We start from the raw sequence: 17,834 nt of genomic DNA on the forward strand, positions 1-17,834 counted from the left end.
GGTACTGCATCTTAAGGTGTGGGAGAGTAGGTCACCGCCAAACCTAGCAAAGAGCCAATATTCTCTCAACGATGAAAATAAACAATACGCCGCCGAGCAGAAATGCCGGCGGCGTTTTGTGTTCTATGTTTGATGCGCAGAGCACACCTATAGATAGTGGGCTCGGATCAATTGGGTTAGAAACCACTAAGTTTCATTGAAGGCGGGCTTTTGTCCTTGTCTAGTTAGCAGCCTCTTTTACACAGGTAACACCAACATGATGAACTCTGATTATGTCGGCATTCCGAGAAATGCCGAGGAACGGCGGCTCTCGGCTCTGCCACTAGAATTGCTTCTGACTTATGTGGAAGAGATCGTAAATGACCCACAGAAGGATACTGAATGCAACTGGGGGGCAAGCGAATGGTCGTAGCTGCTATGGTGGCGGTGATTCCCCTGGTCATCTTCTCGTTCTGGAAAGTTTCGCTACGTGATGAGTTCGAACCACTCCGAAAAAGTGGTCAAAAGATCAATCTTAACTTCGACAATTTACGGGCTGGGTATCGAAGGAAGGAAGATGATCCGCTTCGAGAAACCCATATAAAACTCGCAAGAATAGGCTTCCTTCACTGGGCTCTAGTGCCGTTTGGGTTTTTCCTAATCAACCTTCTTGCCGTCGTTGTGGAAATCTTAGTTTGTTGAAGAAAACTACGCTTAGAGCTTCTAGGAAAATGACTTGAATGGAGCGGAGATGATCAGTGATTTCATCGCGATTATTTTGGTCCTTGCGATTTTCGCATTCGCGTTATGGCGATCCTCGGTTCATGCCAAGCGACCGGAATATGACGTTCTATGGGACGCTGGGCTAAGTCCATTGAACAAGAGGTGAGATGCGCGTTGATGCAAAGTGCATTGCCTTAGGTGTAGTCAATTTGGACCAACGATGCGCCTCCTCCTCGACATTGTTGTCTAGAACTACCGTCCAACCCGCACCATCACCGTCTCCAGCCCCGGGTTGGGAACCGGATAACTTAGTTCTCCATTCGATCGATGATCCAAGGACACGCCTATGCGCGCGCCGCTTTCTCGGTAGAAGCCAGCTTCGATCCCGGACCGAAACTCCAGAGGGTAGCCCAGAACCGGACCGTCCGCTGAACGCATCCACCAGCCCGGTATGAAGCTGAGTTCGGCATAGCCCGGACCGTGAGACGTTCGGAATTCATTCACGGCGCCGATGCCGACCCAAACATCTCCGAGCGTATCAAAGGATATGCCGACCGTCGGGCGAAACGGGCCGAAGCTGACGGGGGCGTCATAGCGATAGTAAGCCTCGCCACCGATGGAATCGGCCTCAAAGATGAGCGCGCCAGCCGAGGCCACATGGCGCACAGCTTCGACCGTGGGTTTCACGCAGCCGCGGTCACAGTGATTGATGAACATGTCGATCAATCCTGTAAGCAGGAACAAAACTGCAAGTGTGCCGTCCATAAAACCCTCTCGTGTTCCCAAAGGCTTAGCGAAAGCGATCATCAAAGTCACGCCCGCGGAGTTTGAGGTGCATTTTGTAACAGATTTTTTGCCGATTGCGCTTGTGGTTCCGAAATCATGAGCCTATATACGCCCTACTACTGGCGCGGGATGGAGCAGCCCGGTAGCTCGTCAGGCTCATAACCTGAAGGTCGTAGGTTCAAATCCTACTCCCGCAACCAACATCAGCGAGTTTTCGCTTCGATCAAGCCCGCCCCATGGCGGGCTTTGTCGTTTCTATAGGGCTATAGGTTCGCCTTGCCATACGGCAAGCCTTCTGCGCGCAGTATTGTTAGGACGCTCATGCGAGTCAGGGGATGTGTGGATCAGCCTTCGGGCTTTTCCATTGCGCCCTGCATAGAGGTCACGGCGCCACGCATCAGATCATCCAGCTTGGCGCGCAAACCGTCGATCAGACTGATATATTGATCAAGCGTGGGCTTTAGCGCAGGCACAGCATCGGCCAGACGTGGGGCGAGAATGTAAAGCGCCAGGGCAATGATCACCAGCAGCAGAATCAACGTGAAACCGCGCCGGAAACCACCCCGTTTGGACGTGCCATCGTCGCCATGATCGGGCATCGAGGGGTCACTGTCTTGCGCAGGCGCGTCGAGCGTTGAATTGATTTCTTCAATATCGGGCAGGACATCCCGCCCTTTCATTTCCTGAGCCGGGGCACCTTGTTCAAACGTGTCGTCATAGCCACGAAGCCGTGCCATGCGGGCTTGCAATCCTGACCGATCCTGATCGACCGCGTCGTCGAGCCCCAGATCGGGCTGTGTCTCAAGCTGCTCTTGCTCACCCTCGCGTGCGGATAGTTCTCGCTCGGCTTCTTCTTGCAAGATATCGCGCACGTTGTCGTCCAGCGCACGACGGGCATTTTGGGGAGGTTCGAAATCACCGTCCAGATCCGCGTCAGAATTATCGATCGGCGTATCTTCGGGCGCAGGTTCTGCGGGCGGGTCTTCTGCCGGGACATCGGCGCCAAACCCATCCTGATCGTCGTCTTCAACAAGCGACGAAGCAGATTGCGGCGGCATTTGGAACCACGCGTGGCCACAATTCGAGCACTGAACATCGCGCCCGCCTTCTGGCATGACGCGATCATCCACCTCATATTGGGCGCCGCAATTGGGGCATACAAGCCGCATTCTACCCTCGATCCTTCGGTGATTACCCGAAGCTTTTCCTGCCGTGTTTGGCATCAATATGAGCAGTTTCACCGCGAAAATCAAACCTTTGCAAGCTCTGCATTGAAACAATTGCGCGGCTGGGGCAAAACTGTCGCCAAACAAGGCGTTTCGGGAAATCACTGCTTGGTGGCAGTCGGAACGTGATACAACCAGAATATGTGTTGCGGGGCCAAGGCCCCTCTATGGGGTGAAATCACCCGCGCACATATAGCGAGGACATGACGTGATCGAGTTGGAACAGGTGTCCTATGGCTATGGCGCGACGCCGCTTTTGTCAGAGATTTCGCTGAATTTGGCGCCGGGGTCGTTTCATTTTCTGACCGGGCCATCTGGTGCGGGCAAAACCACTTTGATGAAGCTGTGCTATGGCGAATTGATCGCCACGCGTGGGCAGGTGTCATTGTTTGGGCAACAGGCCAGCGCCATGACGCGCGATGATGTGGCCCTCGCGCGCCAGCGCATTGGTGTGGTGCATCAGGATTGCCAGTTTCTGGATCACCTTAATCTGGCCGAGAATGTTGGATTGCCGCTAACGGTGTCCGGGCGCAGCCTGTCTGACCCGGCCGAGATGGATGACCTTCTGGCATGGGTGGGCCTGTCCGCACAGGCAGGTGCCCGTCCGCCAGAGCTGTCCGGCGGTGAACGGCAACGTGCCGCCCTGGCGCGCGCGGTGATCATGTCACCCGAGGTTATCTTGGCGGACGAACCCACCGGCAATGTCGATTGGGACATGTCGTTGCGGTTGCTCAAGCTGTTGATGGAGCTGAACCGCATGGGCAAGACGGTGATGATCGCGACCCATGATATGAACCTGATCCGCGCTGCGAAGGCGCAGGTGCAAGCCCGTGTGTTGCGGATTTCAAACGGCCAGCTGCATCAGGCGGGGGTGGATCTATGAACGCGCGTCTGAACCAGCTTTTGCAGTTTATCGCCGGGGATGCTCAGGCGGATCGCGTGGTGCCTCCAACCGGTTACACGGCGCGCCTGACTGTGTTTGCGGCGGCCTCAATGGCGTTTTTGGCGGTCTTTGCGCTGGCGTTGTCTATGGCGTCCGGGCGTTTGGCCGAAAACTGGGGCGAGGCCTTGGCGCGCAGCCTGACCATTCGTGTCACCGCCCCGGCTGACCAGCTGGACGCGCAGGTTTTGGCCGTGATGGAGGTTCTGGCCACAACGCCGGGCATTGCCGATGCCCGCCCATTGTCGATCGAGGAACAACGCGGGTTGCTGGAGCCCTGGTTTGGCCCTGACCTGCCTCTGGACCGCCTGCCCATTCCTCGTCTGATTGAGGTGATCGAGGATGCGAATGGCATAGACCCGGACGGGTTGAAGGCGCGATTGGCAGGCGAGGCGCCGGGGGCTGTGCTGGACGACCACGCGCGCTGGCGAAAACCTCTGGTTCAGGCGGCGTCGCGACTGAAGTCTCTGGGGTGGCTGTCCATGGTGTTGATCGCAGCGCTTGCGGGCGCGGTGATCACGCTGGCGGCCTCGGCGGCGCTGGCGGCCAACGAGCAGGTGATCCGCGTTTTGCGCCTTGTGGGCGCGCGTGACAGCTATATCGCCCATGCCTTTGTGCGCCGCTACACGCTGCGCGCTTTTTCGGGGGCGATCGTGGGGTCATTGGCCGGGGCGCTGGTGCTGGCTTTGCTTCCTGGCGGGGAAGACCCCGGAAACTTCCTGACCGGGCTTGGATTTCATGGTTGGCAGTGGCTCTGGCCGCTCGTCGTGCCCCCTTTTGCGGCCCTTGTCGCCTTCATCGCAACCCGACAGGCCGCGTTGGCCGTCCTGCAGGAGAAACGCTAATGCGTCATGCAATTCAATGGCTGCGGTCGCTGGTTTTCATTGTCCAGATGTACCTGATGTTGCCCATCGTTGGCTTTCTGGGCATGCCGCTTGTGTGGATCAAACGCGACAATGCGTTCAAGGTGATCCACTTTTACTGTCACTGGGTGCGCTGGACCGCGTCATGGATGATCGGGCTGAAAAGCGAAATCCGGGGTGAGGTGCCAACCGGCGAAGTTCTGATCGCCGCCAAGCACCAATCCTTCTTTGATATCCTGCTGCTGGCCTCGGTCCTGCCGCGCCTGAAGTTCATCTATAAAAGCCAGCTGAAATGGGCGCCCGTCATTAATATCTATGCGATCTACACCAACTCGGTGCCGGTGAACCGCGGCAAACGGGGGGCGGCGATCAAGCAGATGGTTGCTGCGGTGAAAGAGGGGCAGAAAGCACCGGGGCAGCTGGTTATTTTCCCGCAGGGCACGCGCGTCGCGGCCGGGGTCAAGAAGCCCTACAAGGTTGGCATGGGTGCGCTTTACAAGGAAACGGGGCAGGCTGTGGTGCCGGCCTCGACCAATGTCGGTGTCTTTTGGAAGCGCCACGGGATCATGCGCCATCCGGGGCTTGCCGTGGTGGAGTTCCACAGTCCCATTGAGCCGGGGTTGGAGCTGGACGCATTCATGGAACGCGTCGAAGAGGTTGTTGAAACCGGGTCAGATGCCTTGATGGCCGAGGCTGGATTGAAGGTGGTGGAGTGATGGAGTTTATAGAAGATACCGAAGCGCTTGAGGCGCTCTATGGCACTCCGGGTGAAGCGTCACTGGTGAAAGTCGCGGGGCAGATGACGCCCAGCTATCGCAAGTGGATCATGGCGTCGCGTTTCTGCGTGCTCAGCACGGTTGGGCCGGAAGGGGCTGACGGCAGCCCGCGGGGCGATGATGGCCCGGTTGTGATCGAGCTGGACGACAGGACGCTGGCGCTGCCCGATTGGCGCGGCAATGAACGGATCGACAGCCTGCGCAATATCGTGCGCGACAGCCGCGTGGCCCTGATGTTCATGGTGCCCGGATCGCCCAATGTGGTGCGCGTGAACGGGCGCGCGCGCCTGACGGCAGACGAAGAGCTGCGCGCGCGGTTCGAGAAGGGTGGCAAAACGCCCCGAACGGTGATTGTGATCTCGATCGAGGAAATCTACTCGCAATGTGCCCGTGCCATCATGCGTGCTGGCCTTTGGACGTCAGAGGATGAAAGCGCAGAGCTGCCCAGCGTCGGGGACATGTTGAAAGAGATGACCTCGGGCGCATTTGATGGGGCCAGCTATGATAAAAGCTGGCCGGAACGCGCGAAAAAGACGATGTGGTAAGGCGGGTTTACGCCGCCAACCCTTTCGATCCCATCTTCAGGAACTTCTCGCGGCGCTCTTTCAGAAGCGTGTCGCCCTTTTGGCGCTTCATCAGCGCTTTCAGTTCGGCTTCGATGGCTTTGCCAACCGCAGCGATGGTTTCGTCACGGCCACGCTGCGCGCCACCCATGGGTTCGGGGATGATCTTGTCGATCACGCCCAGCTGTTTCAGGTCTTGCGCGGTCAGGCGCAGCGCTTCGGCCGCCTCGCGCATTTTCTCGGCGTCCTTCCACAGGATCGACGCGCAGCCCTCGGGGCTGATCACCGAATAGATCGAATGCTCCAGCATCATGACAGAATTTGCCGTGGCCAGCGCAACGGCGCCACCTGATCCGCCTTCGCCGATGATCACGGACACGACAGGAGATTTCACGTTCAGACTGCGCTCGGTCGACCGCGCAATCGCTTCTGATTGGCCGCGTTCTTCCGCGCCTTTGCCGGGATAGGCACCGGGGGTGTCGACCAGCATAACAATAGGCAGGCCAAAGCGATCAGCCAGATCCATCAGGCGGATTGCCTTGCGGTAACCTTCGGGGCGGGCCATGCCGAAATTGCGTTCGATCCGCGTTTTCGTGTCGTGACCCTTTTCCTGCCCCATGACGACCACAGGGATATCGCCGATCCGGCCCAAGCCGCCCATGACCGCGTGGTCATCGGCAAAGTTCCGGTCGCCGGCCAGCGGCGTGTATTCGGTGAACAGGGCATTGATATAGTCGCGACAATGCGGGCGATCCGGGTGACGGGCGACCTGGCATTTGCGCCACGGGGTCAGGGTCTCATAGAGCTCTTTCAGAAGCTTCTCGGCCTTGACGTCCAGCGCCTGCGCCTCGCCTTCCACATCCATCTCTTCGCTGTTGCGGGCCAGTGCGCGCAGCTCTTCTGCCTTGCCTTCGATTTCAGCCAGCGGTTTTTCGAACTCGAGATAATTGGTCATAGGTCAACCTGATTGCATGTCGTTCAGGACTATATGCCGTTTGGCGCGCGGCATTACAACTCCTGCTCTTTTTACTTGGGCTGCAACTTGGCAAGATTTGTGCGTTTCATCTGCGGCATGACATATGCGCAGGGGGCAAGTTGCGTTTCAGCAGGCCTGTAGCGTGATCGGTGATATGGCGGGCTGTTCGGCCCGCCATGCCCCATTATTTTGTCGCGATCTCGATGAGCTGTGCGAACTGATCTTCGCTCAGCACGCTGCGCCAGTGATCTGTGCAGTTGGAGCGCATCATCACAAGCCTAACTTCGTTTGCACCGATTTTGTCGGCAAGCGCTTGACGGTCTTCGGTTGCCCGTCCTTCGATGATGGCCTGCCGCAATGCGGCGCGCAGGGCTACGGTCTCGGTTTCCAGCGCCTTGCGGTTGGTGGGCATCGTGGAAATCCAGTTTTTCACGTCCGCGCGCTGGTCTTCATTCAGCCCCAAAACATCCATGTTCTTGGCCAGAATGCCAGTCAGTTGAATGATGGGCCGCGAAAGTCCGGTTTCGGCTGGGTTTGATGGTTGCATCTGCGCCATTGCAGCCCCCGACAGGCCGAGGGTGAGGGTTGTGGCGATAAGAAGCGATCTCATTTGTGAACCTTTCAGATTGGGATGCGTCCCCAAACAGGCCTCGTCATGACCCGCGTTCACTTTACTGGCCCGCCCAGTCGTGCCCATGCGACCGGATGCCCTGCGACAGTCTGTTCCAACAAAAAAGGCCCCGCAAATTGCGGGGCCAGTCGGGGTTTTCGGGGCTTAGCTGCCAGCGATCAGCTCGGCCTGGGCAACGATCACCTCGGCCTGTTTGATCGATGCGATGTCGACAAGGCGGCCTTTATAGACAGTGGCACCTTCGCCGTTGGCTTTCGCCTGTTCCATGGCGGCAAGGATTTCGCGCGCTTCGGAAACAGCCTCTTCTGACGGGGTAAACACCTCGTTCGCCAGGGCGATCTGTTTCGGGTGGATGGCCCATTTTCCCACCATGCCCAGCGTGGCTGAACGTTTGGCCTGCGCGATATAGCCTTCGTCGTCCGAGAAGTCGCCGAAGGGTCCATCAACCGGCAGGATGCCATGGGTGCGGCAGGCGGCGACGATTGCGGCCTGTGCCCAGTGCCACGGGTCGGACCAGTGCTTTTCGCCTTCGCGCAGCATGTAGTAGTTTTCCTGTGTGCCGCCGATGCCGGTGGTCTGCATGCCCATCGAGGCCGCGAAGTCAGCGGCACCCAGCGACATGGCCTGCAAACGCGGGCTGGAGGCTGCGATGGCTTCCACATGGGCGATGCCGGCGGCGCTCTCGATGATCACCTCGAAGCTGACGGGTTTGGTGCGGCCCTTGGCCTGCTCGATGGCCGTGACCAGAGCATCAACCGCATAAACATCTTCCGCGCAGCCCACTTTCGGGATCATGATCTGGTCGATACGGTCACCGGCCTGTTCCAGCAGGTCGACAACATCGCGATACCAGTAAGGCGTATCAAGGCTGTTGATGCGCACCGACATGTATTTGTTGCCCCAGTCGATCGTGTTCAGCGCCTCGATGATATTGGCGCGCGCGGCATCTTTGTCGGACGGTGCGACGCTGTCTTCCAGATCAAGGTTGATCACGTCCGCGGCCGAGGCGGCCATTTTCGGGAACAGTTTGGTGTTTGAACCCGGTCCGAACAATTGACAGCGGTTGGGGCGGGACGGGGCGGCAGGTTGCAGTCGGAAGGACATGGCGGGCCTTTCGGTAAGGATGTTGCGATTTCTTGGCTGCAATCGTTATTAAATTGCCGCGCCGCCCGCAAGTTTATTTTGCAGGCGCAGCATATCCGATGATTCAGAGGATTATCCGCCATTGTGACGAAGAATATTGTGCAAATCTTGCATGTGGCCGTAGATAATTCACTGATTGACGGAATTAAGGGGAAAAAAGAAAGAAAATACGCTGACTAATCGTCAAAATGTGCCGAGGGAATTTCCAACACTTCAGCAAAAAGGGCCACGGCCATGATCAAGACTCCGTATCTTCTGTTCCTGGGCGACGCGCCCGATCAACTGGCCGCGAAAGTGGCCATCGGGATTCGTGACTGGCGCCCGGAAAACGCCGTGGGTCAGTTCCGTATGGAGGGCTGTGGCGCCGATCTGGGTTTGACCGATATGACCCTGCAAGAAGCCAAGGCGGCTGGCGCCAAGACGCTGGTGGTTGGCGTGGCCAACCGTGGCGGTGTAATTTCGAAAGAGTGGAAGAAAGTGCTGGTGATGGCGCTTGAGGAAGGGTTTGACCTTGCCTCGGGCCTGCACAACCTTCTGAGTGATGAACCCGATCTGGTCGCCGTGGCCGAAGCCACCGGGCAAGAGCTGCATGACGTGCGCATCCCCGAGGTTGAATACCCGATCGCAAACGGCAAGAAACGCACCGGCAAGCGGTGTTTGGCCGTGGGCACTGATTGCTCGGTCGGCAAGATGTATACTGCCCTGTGCATGGATGCCGAAATGCGCAAGCGTGGCATGAAGTCGACCTTCCGTGCCACCGGTCAGACCGGCATTCTGATCACCGGTGACGGTGTGCCTTTGGACGCGGTGATCGCGGATTTCATGGCCGGTTCCATCGAATATCTGACCCCGGACAATGATGAAGATCACTGGGATCATATCGAAGGTCAGGGCAGCCTGTTCCACGTGTCCTATTCGGGCGTGACCATGGCGCTGATCCATGGCGGCCAGCCGGATGCTCTGGTTTTGGCACATGAACCGACCCGCGAGCATATGCGCGGTTTGCCGGACTACACGCAGCCGTCGCTGGAGGCCCTGCGGGACATGGCGCTGGGGCTGGCCAAAGTGGCAAACCCGGATTGCAAAGTGATCGGCATTTCGGTCAACACGCAGCATATGTCGGATGATGACGCCAAGGCCTATCTGGCGAAGGTCGAAGCTGATATGGGGCTGCCAGCGACCGACCCGTTCCGTTATGGCGCGGGCAAGCTGGTGGATGCGCTGGAAGCCATCTAAGCTGCAAAGGTGGGCCGGGAACAGCTTCCGGCCTCCGATGCCAATAACAAAAGACGAGGGCAGGCGCGTGAAAATCTCAGTCACTCCTGATGTGTTCAAACTGGCGCAGGTGTTTACCATCTCGCGCGGGTCGCGAACCGAGGCGAAGGTTCTGACCGTTCGGGTTCAGGATGGCGATCATGTGGGTTGGGGCGAATGTGTTCCTTATGCGCGCTATGACGAAACGCTGGACAGTGTGACGGATGAGATCATGGGCCTGCCCGCTGATCTGTCACGTGCGGCGCTTTACGATCTGTTGCCTGCCGGGGCCGCGCGCAATGCCGTGGACTGCGCCCTGTGGGATCTGGAAGCCAAGCGCGCGGGCAAGCGCGCGTGGGAGCTGGCAGGTTTGACTGCGCCGGGCCCCGAGATCACTGCATACACCTTGTCCTTGGCGGAACCCGCCGAGATGCAGACACAGGCCGCGAAGAACGCACATCGGCCGCTGTTGAAGATCAAGCTGGGCACGCCGGATGACATGCCGCGTCTGGAAGCTGTGCGCGCTGGTGCGCCCGCGTCGCGCATCATCGTCGATGCCAATGAAGGGTGGTCTGACGAGGTTTATGCCGATCTTGCCCCGCATCTGGTGCGTTTGGGTGTTGGGCTGGTTGAACAGCCGTTGCCCGCCGGCGAAGATGACGCGCTGATCGGGATGGAGCGCCCGGTACCTGTCTGTGCCGACGAAAGCTGCCATGACCGCACCAGCCTGCCCAAGCTGAAGGGCAAATATGATGTGGTGAACATCAAGCTCGACAAGACCGGTGGCCTGACCGAGGCGCTGGCCCTGCGCGAAGCCGCATTGGCCGAGGGCTATGAGGTCATGGTGGGCTGTATGGTTGGCTCGTCTTTGGCGATGGCGCCTGCGACCTTGGTGGCGCAGGGGGCAATGGTCACCGATCTGGATGGGCCGCTTCTGTTGGCTGAGGATCGCGAGACGCCGCTTCTGTTTGACGATGCGGGCGTGCATCCGCCCAAGGTCGCGCTTTGGGGCTGATGTCAGCCACGTCCTGCAATCTGGGTCAGAAAGACGCCCACGCCCATGACCGCAATCCCGGCAATGCGCCAAAAAGTCAGGGGCGTGACATTCGCGCCGAAGAGGCCAAAGTGGTCGATGGCGGCAGCGGCGATCAATTGGCCAATCAGCACGAAGAACACCGCATTGCCGACGCCAAAGCTGGGGGCGACCCAGGTGATGGTCAGCACGTAAAAGGCCACAAGGCAGCCCGCGAAGAACAGGTGCGGCGGCGATCCCACAGCGCCTTTCAGCGACGCGCCGGACATCAAGAACACGACGCCAGTGGTCAGGAATGCCACCACGAACAGGATCAATCCCGCCGCAATCGGCGATCCCATGCGCTGGCCCAATGCGGCGTTAAGCGCTGCCAGAACCGGAATGCCAATCCCGGCGGTCAGCATGATGGCGGCGGATTGCGTGGCGCTGGGCATGGGGTTTCCTTTGACTCTGTCGTCGGTATTTGTATCAACACCCCAAACAGGAATTGTCGCCCGGGTCAAATGGCCCGCAGCGTCACATGAAGGAGACCTGACATGACCCGCACCGTATATGTGAACGGAGAGTATTTGCCCGAGACCGAGGCAAGCGTTTCGATCTTTGACCGTGGGTTCCTGTTCGCCGATGCCGTTTACGAGGTGACCAGCGTGCTGGATGGCAAGCTGATTGCCTTTGACGGGCATGCCGACCGTCTGGCCCGTTCCCTGGACGAGCTGGGAATGGAGCATCCGATCTCGAAAGAGGACTTGCTGGAGGTTCATCGCGAATTGGTGCGTCTGAACGAGATTGAAGAGGGTCTGGTTTACCTGCAAATCTCGCGCGGGGCCGATAGCGACCGTGATTTTGCCTTCCCGGACCCCGAAAAGGTGAAGCCGACCGTGGTTCTGTTCACACAGAACAAGCCGGGGCTGTCTGAGACCGTGAAGCCGATGAAAGTGATCTCGATCGAGGATATTCGCTGGGGTCGCCGCGACATCAAGACGGTACAGCTGCTCTATCCGTCGATGGGCAAGATGATGGCCAAGGCAGCGGGCGCCGATGACGCGTGGCTGGTCGAGGATGGGTTCGTGACCGAGGGCACCTCGAACAACGTCTATATCGTGAAAGACGGCAAGATCATCACGCGCGGCTTGTCCAATGACATTCTGCACGGCATCACCCGTGCGGCTGTGTTGCGCTACGCCGAAGAGGCACAGATTGAAATCGAAGAGCGCAACTTCACCATCGAAGAAGCACAAAGCGCGGATGAGGCGTTCTTCACCTCGGCCTCAGCTTTCGTGATGCCGGTGGTGGAAATTGACGGCCAGACACTGGGTGACGGCGCGCCGGGCCGCGTGGCCCTGCGCCTGCGCGAGATTTATCTGGATGAGAGCCTGAAGGCGGCGGTGTGATCCGCAACGGTTGTGAGGCGACGTGAGAAAGGGCCGCTTCAGCGGCCCTTTTCTGTTGAGTGCCTTTGCGATTTTTTGGGTAGGGTTGGCCGAGGGAATGTCCGCGAAGAGCCCAAAGCGAGCGAAAGTTGAATGAACAACCGGCGACCGCTTTGGAGATCGACTGCCAAGGTCGCCCGGGTCTAAGCCCCGCGCGCTTTACTCATCTGATTCAACCGATCGGCAAAGGCAGGCTCATCAACGCCCTCAGCCAACGCGCGCCGAAAGAAGGCGGCTTGGGTTTCCGGTGCAAGACCGTTTATCGGGGGATCGCGATCTAGGTTTGTCGGGAACGAGTACCCCTCTGCGGTCGCAGCGATTGCCGCGGACAATTCGGCGGGGCTGAGCCTGTTTTCCTGCCGGGCCCGAAGCGCATGCGGGTAGAGCAGCTTGCACATTCTCTCCCGATCGACCGTCTCCATTGCGCGACCGAAGGCCGATGACACCTGCAAAAGGTTGGCGAAGCGGTGAATGTCATGGCTCGTATTGGCACCGGCAGCGTGAAACAGAGCGGGGGAGAAGAACACGGCATCCCCTTTGGCCAACGGCAACTGCACATGGCGCTCCTCGAAAAGCACCCGAAAGTCATCTCGGCGCCACGCTGCATACCCGGGACGGTATGTTTGAGAGAAGGGCAGCAGCTTGGTCGGGCCGCTTTCCAAAGGCATGTCGCAATGTGCAACAGCGCCCTGAAGCGTCAGAATGGGTGAGACATCGTGGACGTGCGCAGGATAAGACGCGCTGACGTCGGCGGTTTGAAACCCCAGATGATAGTCGCGATGAGCCTGCTGAGCTGCGCCGCCCGGGTGAACGAGGTTTACCTGCGCTGTCATCTGATAATTCGGCCCCAACCAAGCTTCGCAAACTGCCGCGATAGAAGTGTTTGCGAAGTAGTTCAGAAACGCCTTGGGCGAGGCTTCGCAGAGCTTTTGAAGCGCGTTCCAGATTCGATCGTTTGCTCCCGACGCTGCGAAATGATCGCCGGCGCCCCCAGTTCCCTGCTTCTCTTCTGCGATAATGCTTTCGTAGATGCGGGTTGCCTCATCCAGAACCGCCGTATCGGCATAGGCCCCCTTCAGCGCCACAACCCCTGCACCCGAGCGCAGGACTTGCGCCCATTCCGACATAAGCGTGCGACGCGTCTGGTCATCCTCGAGAGCGGTACGCAGGTCCGCCATGTCGTAGACGGGGATATTCTTTTCGATCAGAGCCGCATGCGGCACCTGCTCGGGGCGTGTTTCCTGATCGATGAGTGCTGTGAACTCGCCCAGATCACAGGTATCCGGGTCGTAGTAGGCGATGGTTTTGTCGATGGCGTCCTTCATGGCGGCTCCTCCCTTGTCGCGACAAGGATAGGGCCATGGGGATTGCATTGGGTCCTAAAATACATCAAAAAAACATCAAATGACGCACCGCTTTCCCATCAAAGAGATCGCAAGGCAGGCAGGTCTTGGCACCGCCACTGTAGATCGGGCTCTGAATGACCGGGCCCATGTAAGCCCGCAGACAAAGTTGCGCGTTACGGCTGCAATAGAAGAGCTGAAATCCCAGGAAGCCCAGCTTGCTGCCCGTGGAAGACGTTTGTTCTTCGACTTCGTTGTGGAGGCGCCATCACGCTTCAGCCGCGAGGTGAAGGCGGCCGCCGAAGCCGTAGTTCCCCAGATAGGAACTGCCGTATGCCGCCCGCGATTTCTGCTGCAGGACGTCATGGAAGAAGAGGAGGTCATTGCGGCGCTCGGGCGGATCATGAAACGCGGCAGCCAGGGCGTCTGCCTCAAGGCCCGCGACACAGCAAAGATAAGAGACGCCGTCAAAATGCTGGCCAACGCCAGAATCCCCGTAGTCACGCTTGTGACCGACATTGGAGGAGCTGATCGTCTTGCCTATGTCGGGTTAGACAACGCTGGTGCAGGCCGCACAGCTGCTTATCTTATCTCCCGAACGCTTGGAGATATGCCGGGAATGGTCCTGGCTACGCGCAGCCATGAACGTTTTCTGGGCGAAGAGGAACGAGAGTTTGCGTTTGTCGAAGCCTTGGCGCGCGAGCATCCGAGTCTACAGGTTCTTGCTGTCCAAGGCGGCAGCGGAGTGGACTTTGAAACATCGAAGCTCCTCACGAAGTCCATGAACGACATTCGTGATCTACGCGCGGTCTATTCGATGGGGGGTGGCAACCGATCGATCCTACGCACGCTGGCGGACAATGGTCTTCGCCCCAAGGTGTACGTGGCCCATGACCTTGATAGGGAAAACAGAGAGCTGATCCAGGACAGGCGCTTGGACTTCGTCCTGCATCACGATCTGCAACTGGACATACGAAACGCCTTCAACGCCTTTTTGGCCTACCATCGACTGTCTAACGATCTGTTTGAGGCGCCAATCTCGACGGTTCAGGTGCTGACACCGGAGAATGTTCCACGGTGATTTTCTAGCTGGATTTGCCCTGTCACCTGGAAAAGCAGACAACACCGTCTTCTTCGCCGCTGTCGGCTTTGCTCCGCACAGCTGAAGTTCCAAGCCACCGCCAGCTTACTTTTTCTCGCCGAGCACATTTTCTTTGAACGCCACCTCGAAAGCCGCTTGCTTTTCCGGGCTGGCGTCTGTCTGATAGTTCGCCTTCCACTCGGCCATTGTCATGCCATAGAACGCCTCGCGGCCTTCGTCTTTGGTCATCTCAATGCCGCGTTCATTGGCAGCTTCCTGATACCATCGGGCAAGGCAGTTGCGGCAGAAGCCAGCAAGATTCATCATGTCGATGTTCTGCGCGTCGGTGCGGTCTTCCATCAGGTGCTTTTGCAGGCGGCGAAAGGCGGCGGCTTCGATCTCGATACGGGTCTGGTCGTCCATGTGGGTCACTCCTTAGAGAACGTCTTTGGCATAGGAAGGGCTGAGGTCCTCGACGTCAACGGATAGGTTGGCGATCTGCGGCAGATGGGCGCGCATGGTCGAAAGGATCAGCTGCGCGAGCTCGGACTTCACCGCTTCGGAGCGTCCGGGCAAAAGGGCGAACTGCGCGTGGGCAAATCCCTGCGCTTCGCTTCCCATTACCGCATATTGCACCGGCAGGGCGCGAATCTTGATCGAAGCGGGGTTGGGAATGGCGTCATGGGCAGAAAGCGCGTCCAGCAGCGCTTCGCAAAGCGGCTGCATCGCGGCACCTGCTTCGCCGGTATATTCGATCCGGATATGTGGCATGTCAGAGCCCTACCTTGGCAAGGGTTTCCATCAAGATCGGGGCGAGGCGTTCGGCCCATGCGCGTTGCTGGTCTTCGGTCTCGATCAAGTCGTTGCGGATCTCGATCAACACGTTGGGACGCCCGGTGTCCAGCGCATGCCGATCAATCGAATCGCCATCCAGATGCCCGCCATAGGGTTCGTTTTCGCCGACGCAGAGGTCCGGTTCTTCCATCAAACGTTCGATGAGCGGCGTCGCAAAGCGGCTGTCTTTCTCGTGCAGGACGGCCACGTGCCACGGGCGCGGCGGATAGCCGTTCAGCTTGGGCGTATAGGAATGCATCGCCACAATCACCGTGTCCTCCTGCCGTGCGGCCAGCGCGGCCAGTGCGGCGTGATAGGGGCGGTGAAACGCATCAAGGCGCCGGGCTTTTTCATCGGCATCCGCGTGGCGGTTGGCCGGGATGATCGTGCCGTCATAAAGCTTCATCAAAAGCGTCGGATCATCTTCGCCCCGGTTCGGGTCGATCACCAGACGCGAGAAATTGGACAGGACCGCAGGGGCATCCAGAAGCTCTGACAGGTGGCGGCTGACCCCGGCTGCGCCCACATCATAGGCGATGTGGCGGGCCATATCTTCGGGGGCAAGGCCAAGGTCGCCCGCACCGACGCAGGGCGGCACGGTGTTGGCCGCGTGGTCGCAGGTGATCAGCCAACGGGCCGGTCGATCCTTGCCAATGATGTGAAAGGGTTCGTATGTCATATCTGTGTCGTTTTCCTGATTCACTCCTCCTTTATGCGAGCTGTCGGGGAAGTGCCAGTTGTCAGCGCTAACATTATCAGGCACAAAGCACCTGACCCTACGTGAGAGAGACAGAGAAGGAGATGCGCGCAGTGAGACGCCATCGCAATGTGAAGATCGTCGCCACCCTTGGACCGGCCTCGGGCGATTATGACACCATCCGGGCCTTGTTCGAAGCGGGCGCAGATGTGTTCCGCATGAATATGTCCCATGGCTCCCACGATGAACAGCGCGCGCGCCATGCGATCGTACGGCAGGTCGAAAAGGATCTGGACCGCCCGATTGCCATTCTGGCTGACCTTCAGGGACCAAAGCTGCGCTGCGGTGTTTTCGCGGGCGAGGCGGTCGAGATCGAAGAGGGACAGGATTTCCGCTTTGATCTGGACGAGGCGCCGGGCGATGCACACCGCGTTTGCTTGCCTCATCCCGAGATTTTTGCAGCCCTCGAACCCGGATCGACGCTATTGGTCAATGACGGCAAGCTGCGCCTGAAAGTGCAGGAGTGCGGCCCAGATTTCGCGAATTGTGTTGTGGAAGTGGGTGGCACGATCTCGGACCGGAAAGGGGTGAATGTGCCGGATGTGGTGTTGCCGTTGGCCGCTTTGTCCGACAAAGACCGCGCCGATCTGGAATTTGCCTGCCAGCTGGGTGTCGATTGGCTGGCGCTTAGTTTCGTGCAGCGTCCCGAAGATGTGGAAGAGGCGCGCGTGTTGGCGGAAGGTCGCGCCGCGATCCTGTCCAAGATTGAAAAACCCGCCGCCGTTCATGCGTTTGATGCCATCCTCAAGGCCTCTGACGGGATCATGGTTGCGCGTGGGGACCTTGGTGTCGAGCTGCCGGTTCACGCCGTGCCCCCCATCCAGAAACGTCTGATCCACCGATGCCGCCGCGCAGGAAAACCGGTGATCGTGGCGACGCAGATGCTGGAAAGCATGATCGAAAGCCCAATGCCCACGCGGGCCGAGGTGTCTGACGTGGCGAATGCCATTTACGACGGCACGGATGCGGTGATGTTGTCGGCGGAAAGCGCCGCCGGACAATACCCGATCGAGGCCGTGTCGACCATGAACGCTGTCGCAATCGAAGTCGAAGGCGATGACACCTACCGCGAACAGGTCGAAGCCTCGCGCGTGGCCAGCCGGTCGGGCATCAATGATGCCATCGTGGCCGCTGCCCGTGAAATTGCCGAGACCACTGACATCAAGGCGATCTGCTGTTTCACCCAATCGGGCACCACGGCGCTTTTGACTGCACGCGAACGACCCCGCGTGCCGATTATTGCGTTGACACCTCTGGTGGGCACGGCCCGCCGCCTTTGTCTAAGCTGGGGCACCAATTGCTTTGTCACCTCGGGCGAGGTCGAACGGTTCAAGGCGGCCGTTGTGTCCGCCGCGCGCGCGGCGCGCAGTTCGGGCTTTGCCGAGGAAACCGACCAGATTGTCGTCACCGCCGGTGTGCCGTTCAATGTTCCCGGCACCACCAACATTTTGCGCGTCGCGCCCTGCGACGAGAAGATGATCTACGCAACCTGACAA

23 protein-coding genes and 1 tRNA gene are annotated in these 17,834 nt (G+C 58.9%); 14 read left to right on the forward strand and 10 right to left on the reverse strand.

The window, feature by feature from the left end; all coding sequences use genetic code 11:
- Positions 1-256: 256 nt before the first annotated feature.
- Entirely contained in the window at positions 257-412 is a 156-nt protein-coding gene (locus ACRY08_RS12560; RefSeq protein ID WP_432450291.1) for a hypothetical protein, read from the forward strand.
- Positions 382-681: a hypothetical protein gene (locus tag ACRY08_RS12565; protein WP_432450292.1), complete on the forward strand. Its 300-nt coding sequence runs from the start codon at positions 382-384 to the stop codon at positions 679-681. Before ACRY08_RS12560 ends, ACRY08_RS12565 begins: the two co-directional genes overlap by 31 nt.
- A gap of 273 nt (positions 682-954) precedes the next feature.
- Here ACRY08_RS12565 and ACRY08_RS12570 read toward each other — a convergent pair whose 3' ends face one another.
- On the reverse strand, positions 955-1,419 hold the full coding sequence (locus ACRY08_RS12570; RefSeq protein WP_432450294.1) for an acyloxyacyl hydrolase: 465 nt from the start codon (positions 1,417-1,419) through the stop codon (positions 955-957).
- Here ACRY08_RS12570 and ACRY08_RS12575 point away from each other — a divergent pair.
- Positions 1,418-1,588: a hypothetical protein gene (locus ACRY08_RS12575; RefSeq protein ID WP_432450295.1), complete on the forward strand. Its 171-nt coding sequence runs from the start codon at positions 1,418-1,420 to the stop codon at positions 1,586-1,588. The genes ACRY08_RS12570 and ACRY08_RS12575 overlap by 2 nt on opposite strands.
- Before the next feature lie 23 nt (positions 1,589-1,611).
- Positions 1,612-1,688, forward strand: a tRNA-Met gene (locus ACRY08_RS12580).
- Positions 1,689-1,832: 144 nt separating this feature from the next.
- Here ACRY08_RS12580 and ACRY08_RS12585 read toward each other — a convergent pair.
- The gene (locus tag ACRY08_RS12585) at positions 1,833-2,657 is read right to left on the reverse strand and encodes a zinc-ribbon domain-containing protein (protein WP_432450296.1); all 825 of its coding nucleotides are present in this window, start codon (positions 2,655-2,657) and stop codon (positions 1,833-1,835) included.
- On the opposite strand from ACRY08_RS12585, the gene ACRY08_RS12590 reads away from it, so the two are divergent.
- The 5 genes from ACRY08_RS12590 to ACRY08_RS12610 all read left to right on the forward strand — a co-directional run bounded on the left by ACRY08_RS12590 (position 2,559) and on the right by ACRY08_RS12610 (position 5,838).
- A complete protein-coding gene (locus ACRY08_RS12590; RefSeq protein WP_432450620.1) occupies positions 2,559-2,843 on the forward strand; it encodes a hypothetical protein in 285 nt (94 codons plus the stop codon). The genes ACRY08_RS12585 and ACRY08_RS12590 overlap by 99 nt on opposite strands.
- Positions 2,844-2,922: 79 nt before the next feature.
- Positions 2,923-3,597 carry a cell division ATP-binding protein FtsE gene (locus ACRY08_RS12595; protein WP_432450297.1) on the forward strand — a complete coding sequence of 225 codons (675 nt, stop codon included), beginning with the start codon at positions 2,923-2,925 and terminating at the stop codon, positions 3,595-3,597.
- Positions 3,594-4,499, forward strand: a complete 906-nt coding sequence (locus ACRY08_RS12600) for a cell division protein FtsX (protein ID WP_432450299.1) — start codon at positions 3,594-3,596, stop codon at positions 4,497-4,499. The genes ACRY08_RS12595 and ACRY08_RS12600 overlap by 4 nt, the downstream gene beginning before the upstream one ends.
- Positions 4,499-5,233: a lysophospholipid acyltransferase family protein gene (locus ACRY08_RS12605; protein WP_432450300.1), complete on the forward strand. Its 735-nt coding sequence runs from the start codon at positions 4,499-4,501 to the stop codon at positions 5,231-5,233. The genes ACRY08_RS12600 and ACRY08_RS12605 overlap by 1 nt, the downstream gene beginning before the upstream one ends.
- Positions 5,233-5,838 (forward strand): pyridoxamine 5'-phosphate oxidase family protein, encoded by a 606-nt coding sequence (locus tag ACRY08_RS12610; RefSeq protein WP_432450301.1) that lies wholly within the window; start codon positions 5,233-5,235, stop codon positions 5,836-5,838. Before ACRY08_RS12605 ends, ACRY08_RS12610 begins: the two co-directional genes overlap by 1 nt.
- Positions 5,839-5,845: 7 nt before the next feature.
- Here ACRY08_RS12610 and ACRY08_RS12615 read toward each other — a convergent pair whose 3' ends face one another.
- The 3 genes from ACRY08_RS12615 to ACRY08_RS12625 all read right to left on the reverse strand — a co-directional run bounded on the left by ACRY08_RS12615 (position 5,846) and on the right by ACRY08_RS12625 (position 8,567).
- Positions 5,846-6,811, reverse strand: coding sequence for an acetyl-CoA carboxylase carboxyltransferase subunit alpha (locus tag ACRY08_RS12615; protein WP_432450302.1), 966 nt, complete (start codon positions 6,809-6,811; stop codon positions 5,846-5,848).
- 205 nt (positions 6,812-7,016) lie between these two features.
- Positions 7,017-7,442: a hypothetical protein gene (locus ACRY08_RS12620; RefSeq protein WP_432450304.1), complete on the reverse strand. Its 426-nt coding sequence runs from the start codon at positions 7,440-7,442 to the stop codon at positions 7,017-7,019.
- 165 nt (positions 7,443-7,607) lie between these two features.
- On the reverse strand, positions 7,608-8,567 hold the full coding sequence (locus ACRY08_RS12625; protein WP_432450305.1) for an L-malyl-CoA/beta-methylmalyl-CoA lyase: 960 nt from the start codon (positions 8,565-8,567) through the stop codon (positions 7,608-7,610).
- Between the two features lie 273 nt (positions 8,568-8,840).
- Between ACRY08_RS12625 and dgcN the strand changes: the two genes are divergently transcribed.
- Complete coding sequence (dgcN, locus tag ACRY08_RS12630; RefSeq protein WP_432450306.1) at positions 8,841-9,842, forward strand: N-acetyltransferase DgcN; 1,002 nt, start codon at positions 8,841-8,843, stop codon at positions 9,840-9,842.
- A gap of 67 nt (positions 9,843-9,909) precedes the next feature.
- Positions 9,910-10,875, forward strand: a complete 966-nt coding sequence (dgcA, locus tag ACRY08_RS12635) for an N-acetyl-D-Glu racemase DgcA (protein WP_432450308.1) — start codon at positions 9,910-9,912, stop codon at positions 10,873-10,875.
- A gap of 2 nt (positions 10,876-10,877) precedes the next feature.
- Here the strand turns inward: dgcA and ACRY08_RS12640 are convergent, their stop codons facing one another.
- Positions 10,878-11,327 carry a DMT family transporter gene (locus ACRY08_RS12640; RefSeq protein WP_432450309.1) on the reverse strand — a complete coding sequence of 150 codons (450 nt, stop codon included), beginning with the start codon at positions 11,325-11,327 and terminating at the stop codon, positions 10,878-10,880.
- A 102-nt stretch (positions 11,328-11,429) separates the two neighbouring features.
- On the opposite strand from ACRY08_RS12640, the gene ACRY08_RS12645 reads away from it, so the two are divergent.
- Complete coding sequence (locus tag ACRY08_RS12645) at positions 11,430-12,284, forward strand: D-amino-acid transaminase (RefSeq protein WP_432450310.1); 855 nt, start codon at positions 11,430-11,432, stop codon at positions 12,282-12,284.
- 182 nt (positions 12,285-12,466) lie between these two features.
- On the opposite strand, the gene ACRY08_RS12650 is transcribed toward ACRY08_RS12645, so the two are convergent.
- Positions 12,467-13,648 carry a phytanoyl-CoA dioxygenase family protein gene (locus tag ACRY08_RS12650; RefSeq protein ID WP_432450311.1) on the reverse strand — a complete coding sequence of 394 codons (1,182 nt, stop codon included), beginning with the start codon at positions 13,646-13,648 and terminating at the stop codon, positions 12,467-12,469.
- Between the two features lie 79 nt (positions 13,649-13,727).
- Here ACRY08_RS12650 and ACRY08_RS12655 point away from each other — a divergent pair, with 79 nt between their 5' ends.
- On the forward strand, positions 13,728-14,747 hold the full coding sequence (locus tag ACRY08_RS12655; protein WP_432450312.1) for a LacI family DNA-binding transcriptional regulator: 1,020 nt from the start codon (positions 13,728-13,730) through the stop codon (positions 14,745-14,747).
- Positions 14,748-14,852: 105 nt separating this feature from the next.
- Here ACRY08_RS12655 and ACRY08_RS12660 read toward each other — a convergent pair whose 3' ends face one another.
- From ACRY08_RS12660 to ACRY08_RS12670, 3 genes are read right to left on the reverse strand one after another with little or no spacing between them, the layout of a single operon-like run.
- A complete protein-coding gene (locus ACRY08_RS12660) occupies positions 14,853-15,170 on the reverse strand; it encodes a DUF1244 domain-containing protein (protein WP_432450313.1) in 318 nt (105 codons plus the stop codon).
- A gap of 12 nt (positions 15,171-15,182) precedes the next feature.
- Positions 15,183-15,518: a 5-carboxymethyl-2-hydroxymuconate Delta-isomerase gene (locus ACRY08_RS12665; RefSeq protein WP_432450314.1), complete on the reverse strand. Its 336-nt coding sequence runs from the start codon at positions 15,516-15,518 to the stop codon at positions 15,183-15,185.
- 1 nt (position 15,519) lies between these two features.
- On the reverse strand, positions 15,520-16,260 hold the full coding sequence (locus tag ACRY08_RS12670) for an N-formylglutamate amidohydrolase (RefSeq protein ID WP_432450315.1): 741 nt from the start codon (positions 16,258-16,260) through the stop codon (positions 15,520-15,522).
- Between the two features lie 131 nt (positions 16,261-16,391).
- Between ACRY08_RS12670 and pyk the strand changes: the two genes are divergently transcribed.
- Entirely contained in the window at positions 16,392-17,831 is a 1,440-nt protein-coding gene (gene pyk, locus ACRY08_RS12675; RefSeq protein WP_432450316.1) for a pyruvate kinase, read from the forward strand.
- Positions 17,832-17,834 lie beyond the last annotated feature (3 nt).

It is taken from the genome of Aliiroseovarius marinus (genome assembly GCF_050881025.1).
Classification (GTDB): Bacteria; Pseudomonadota; Alphaproteobacteria; order Rhodobacterales; family Rhodobacteraceae; genus Aliiroseovarius; species Aliiroseovarius marinus_A.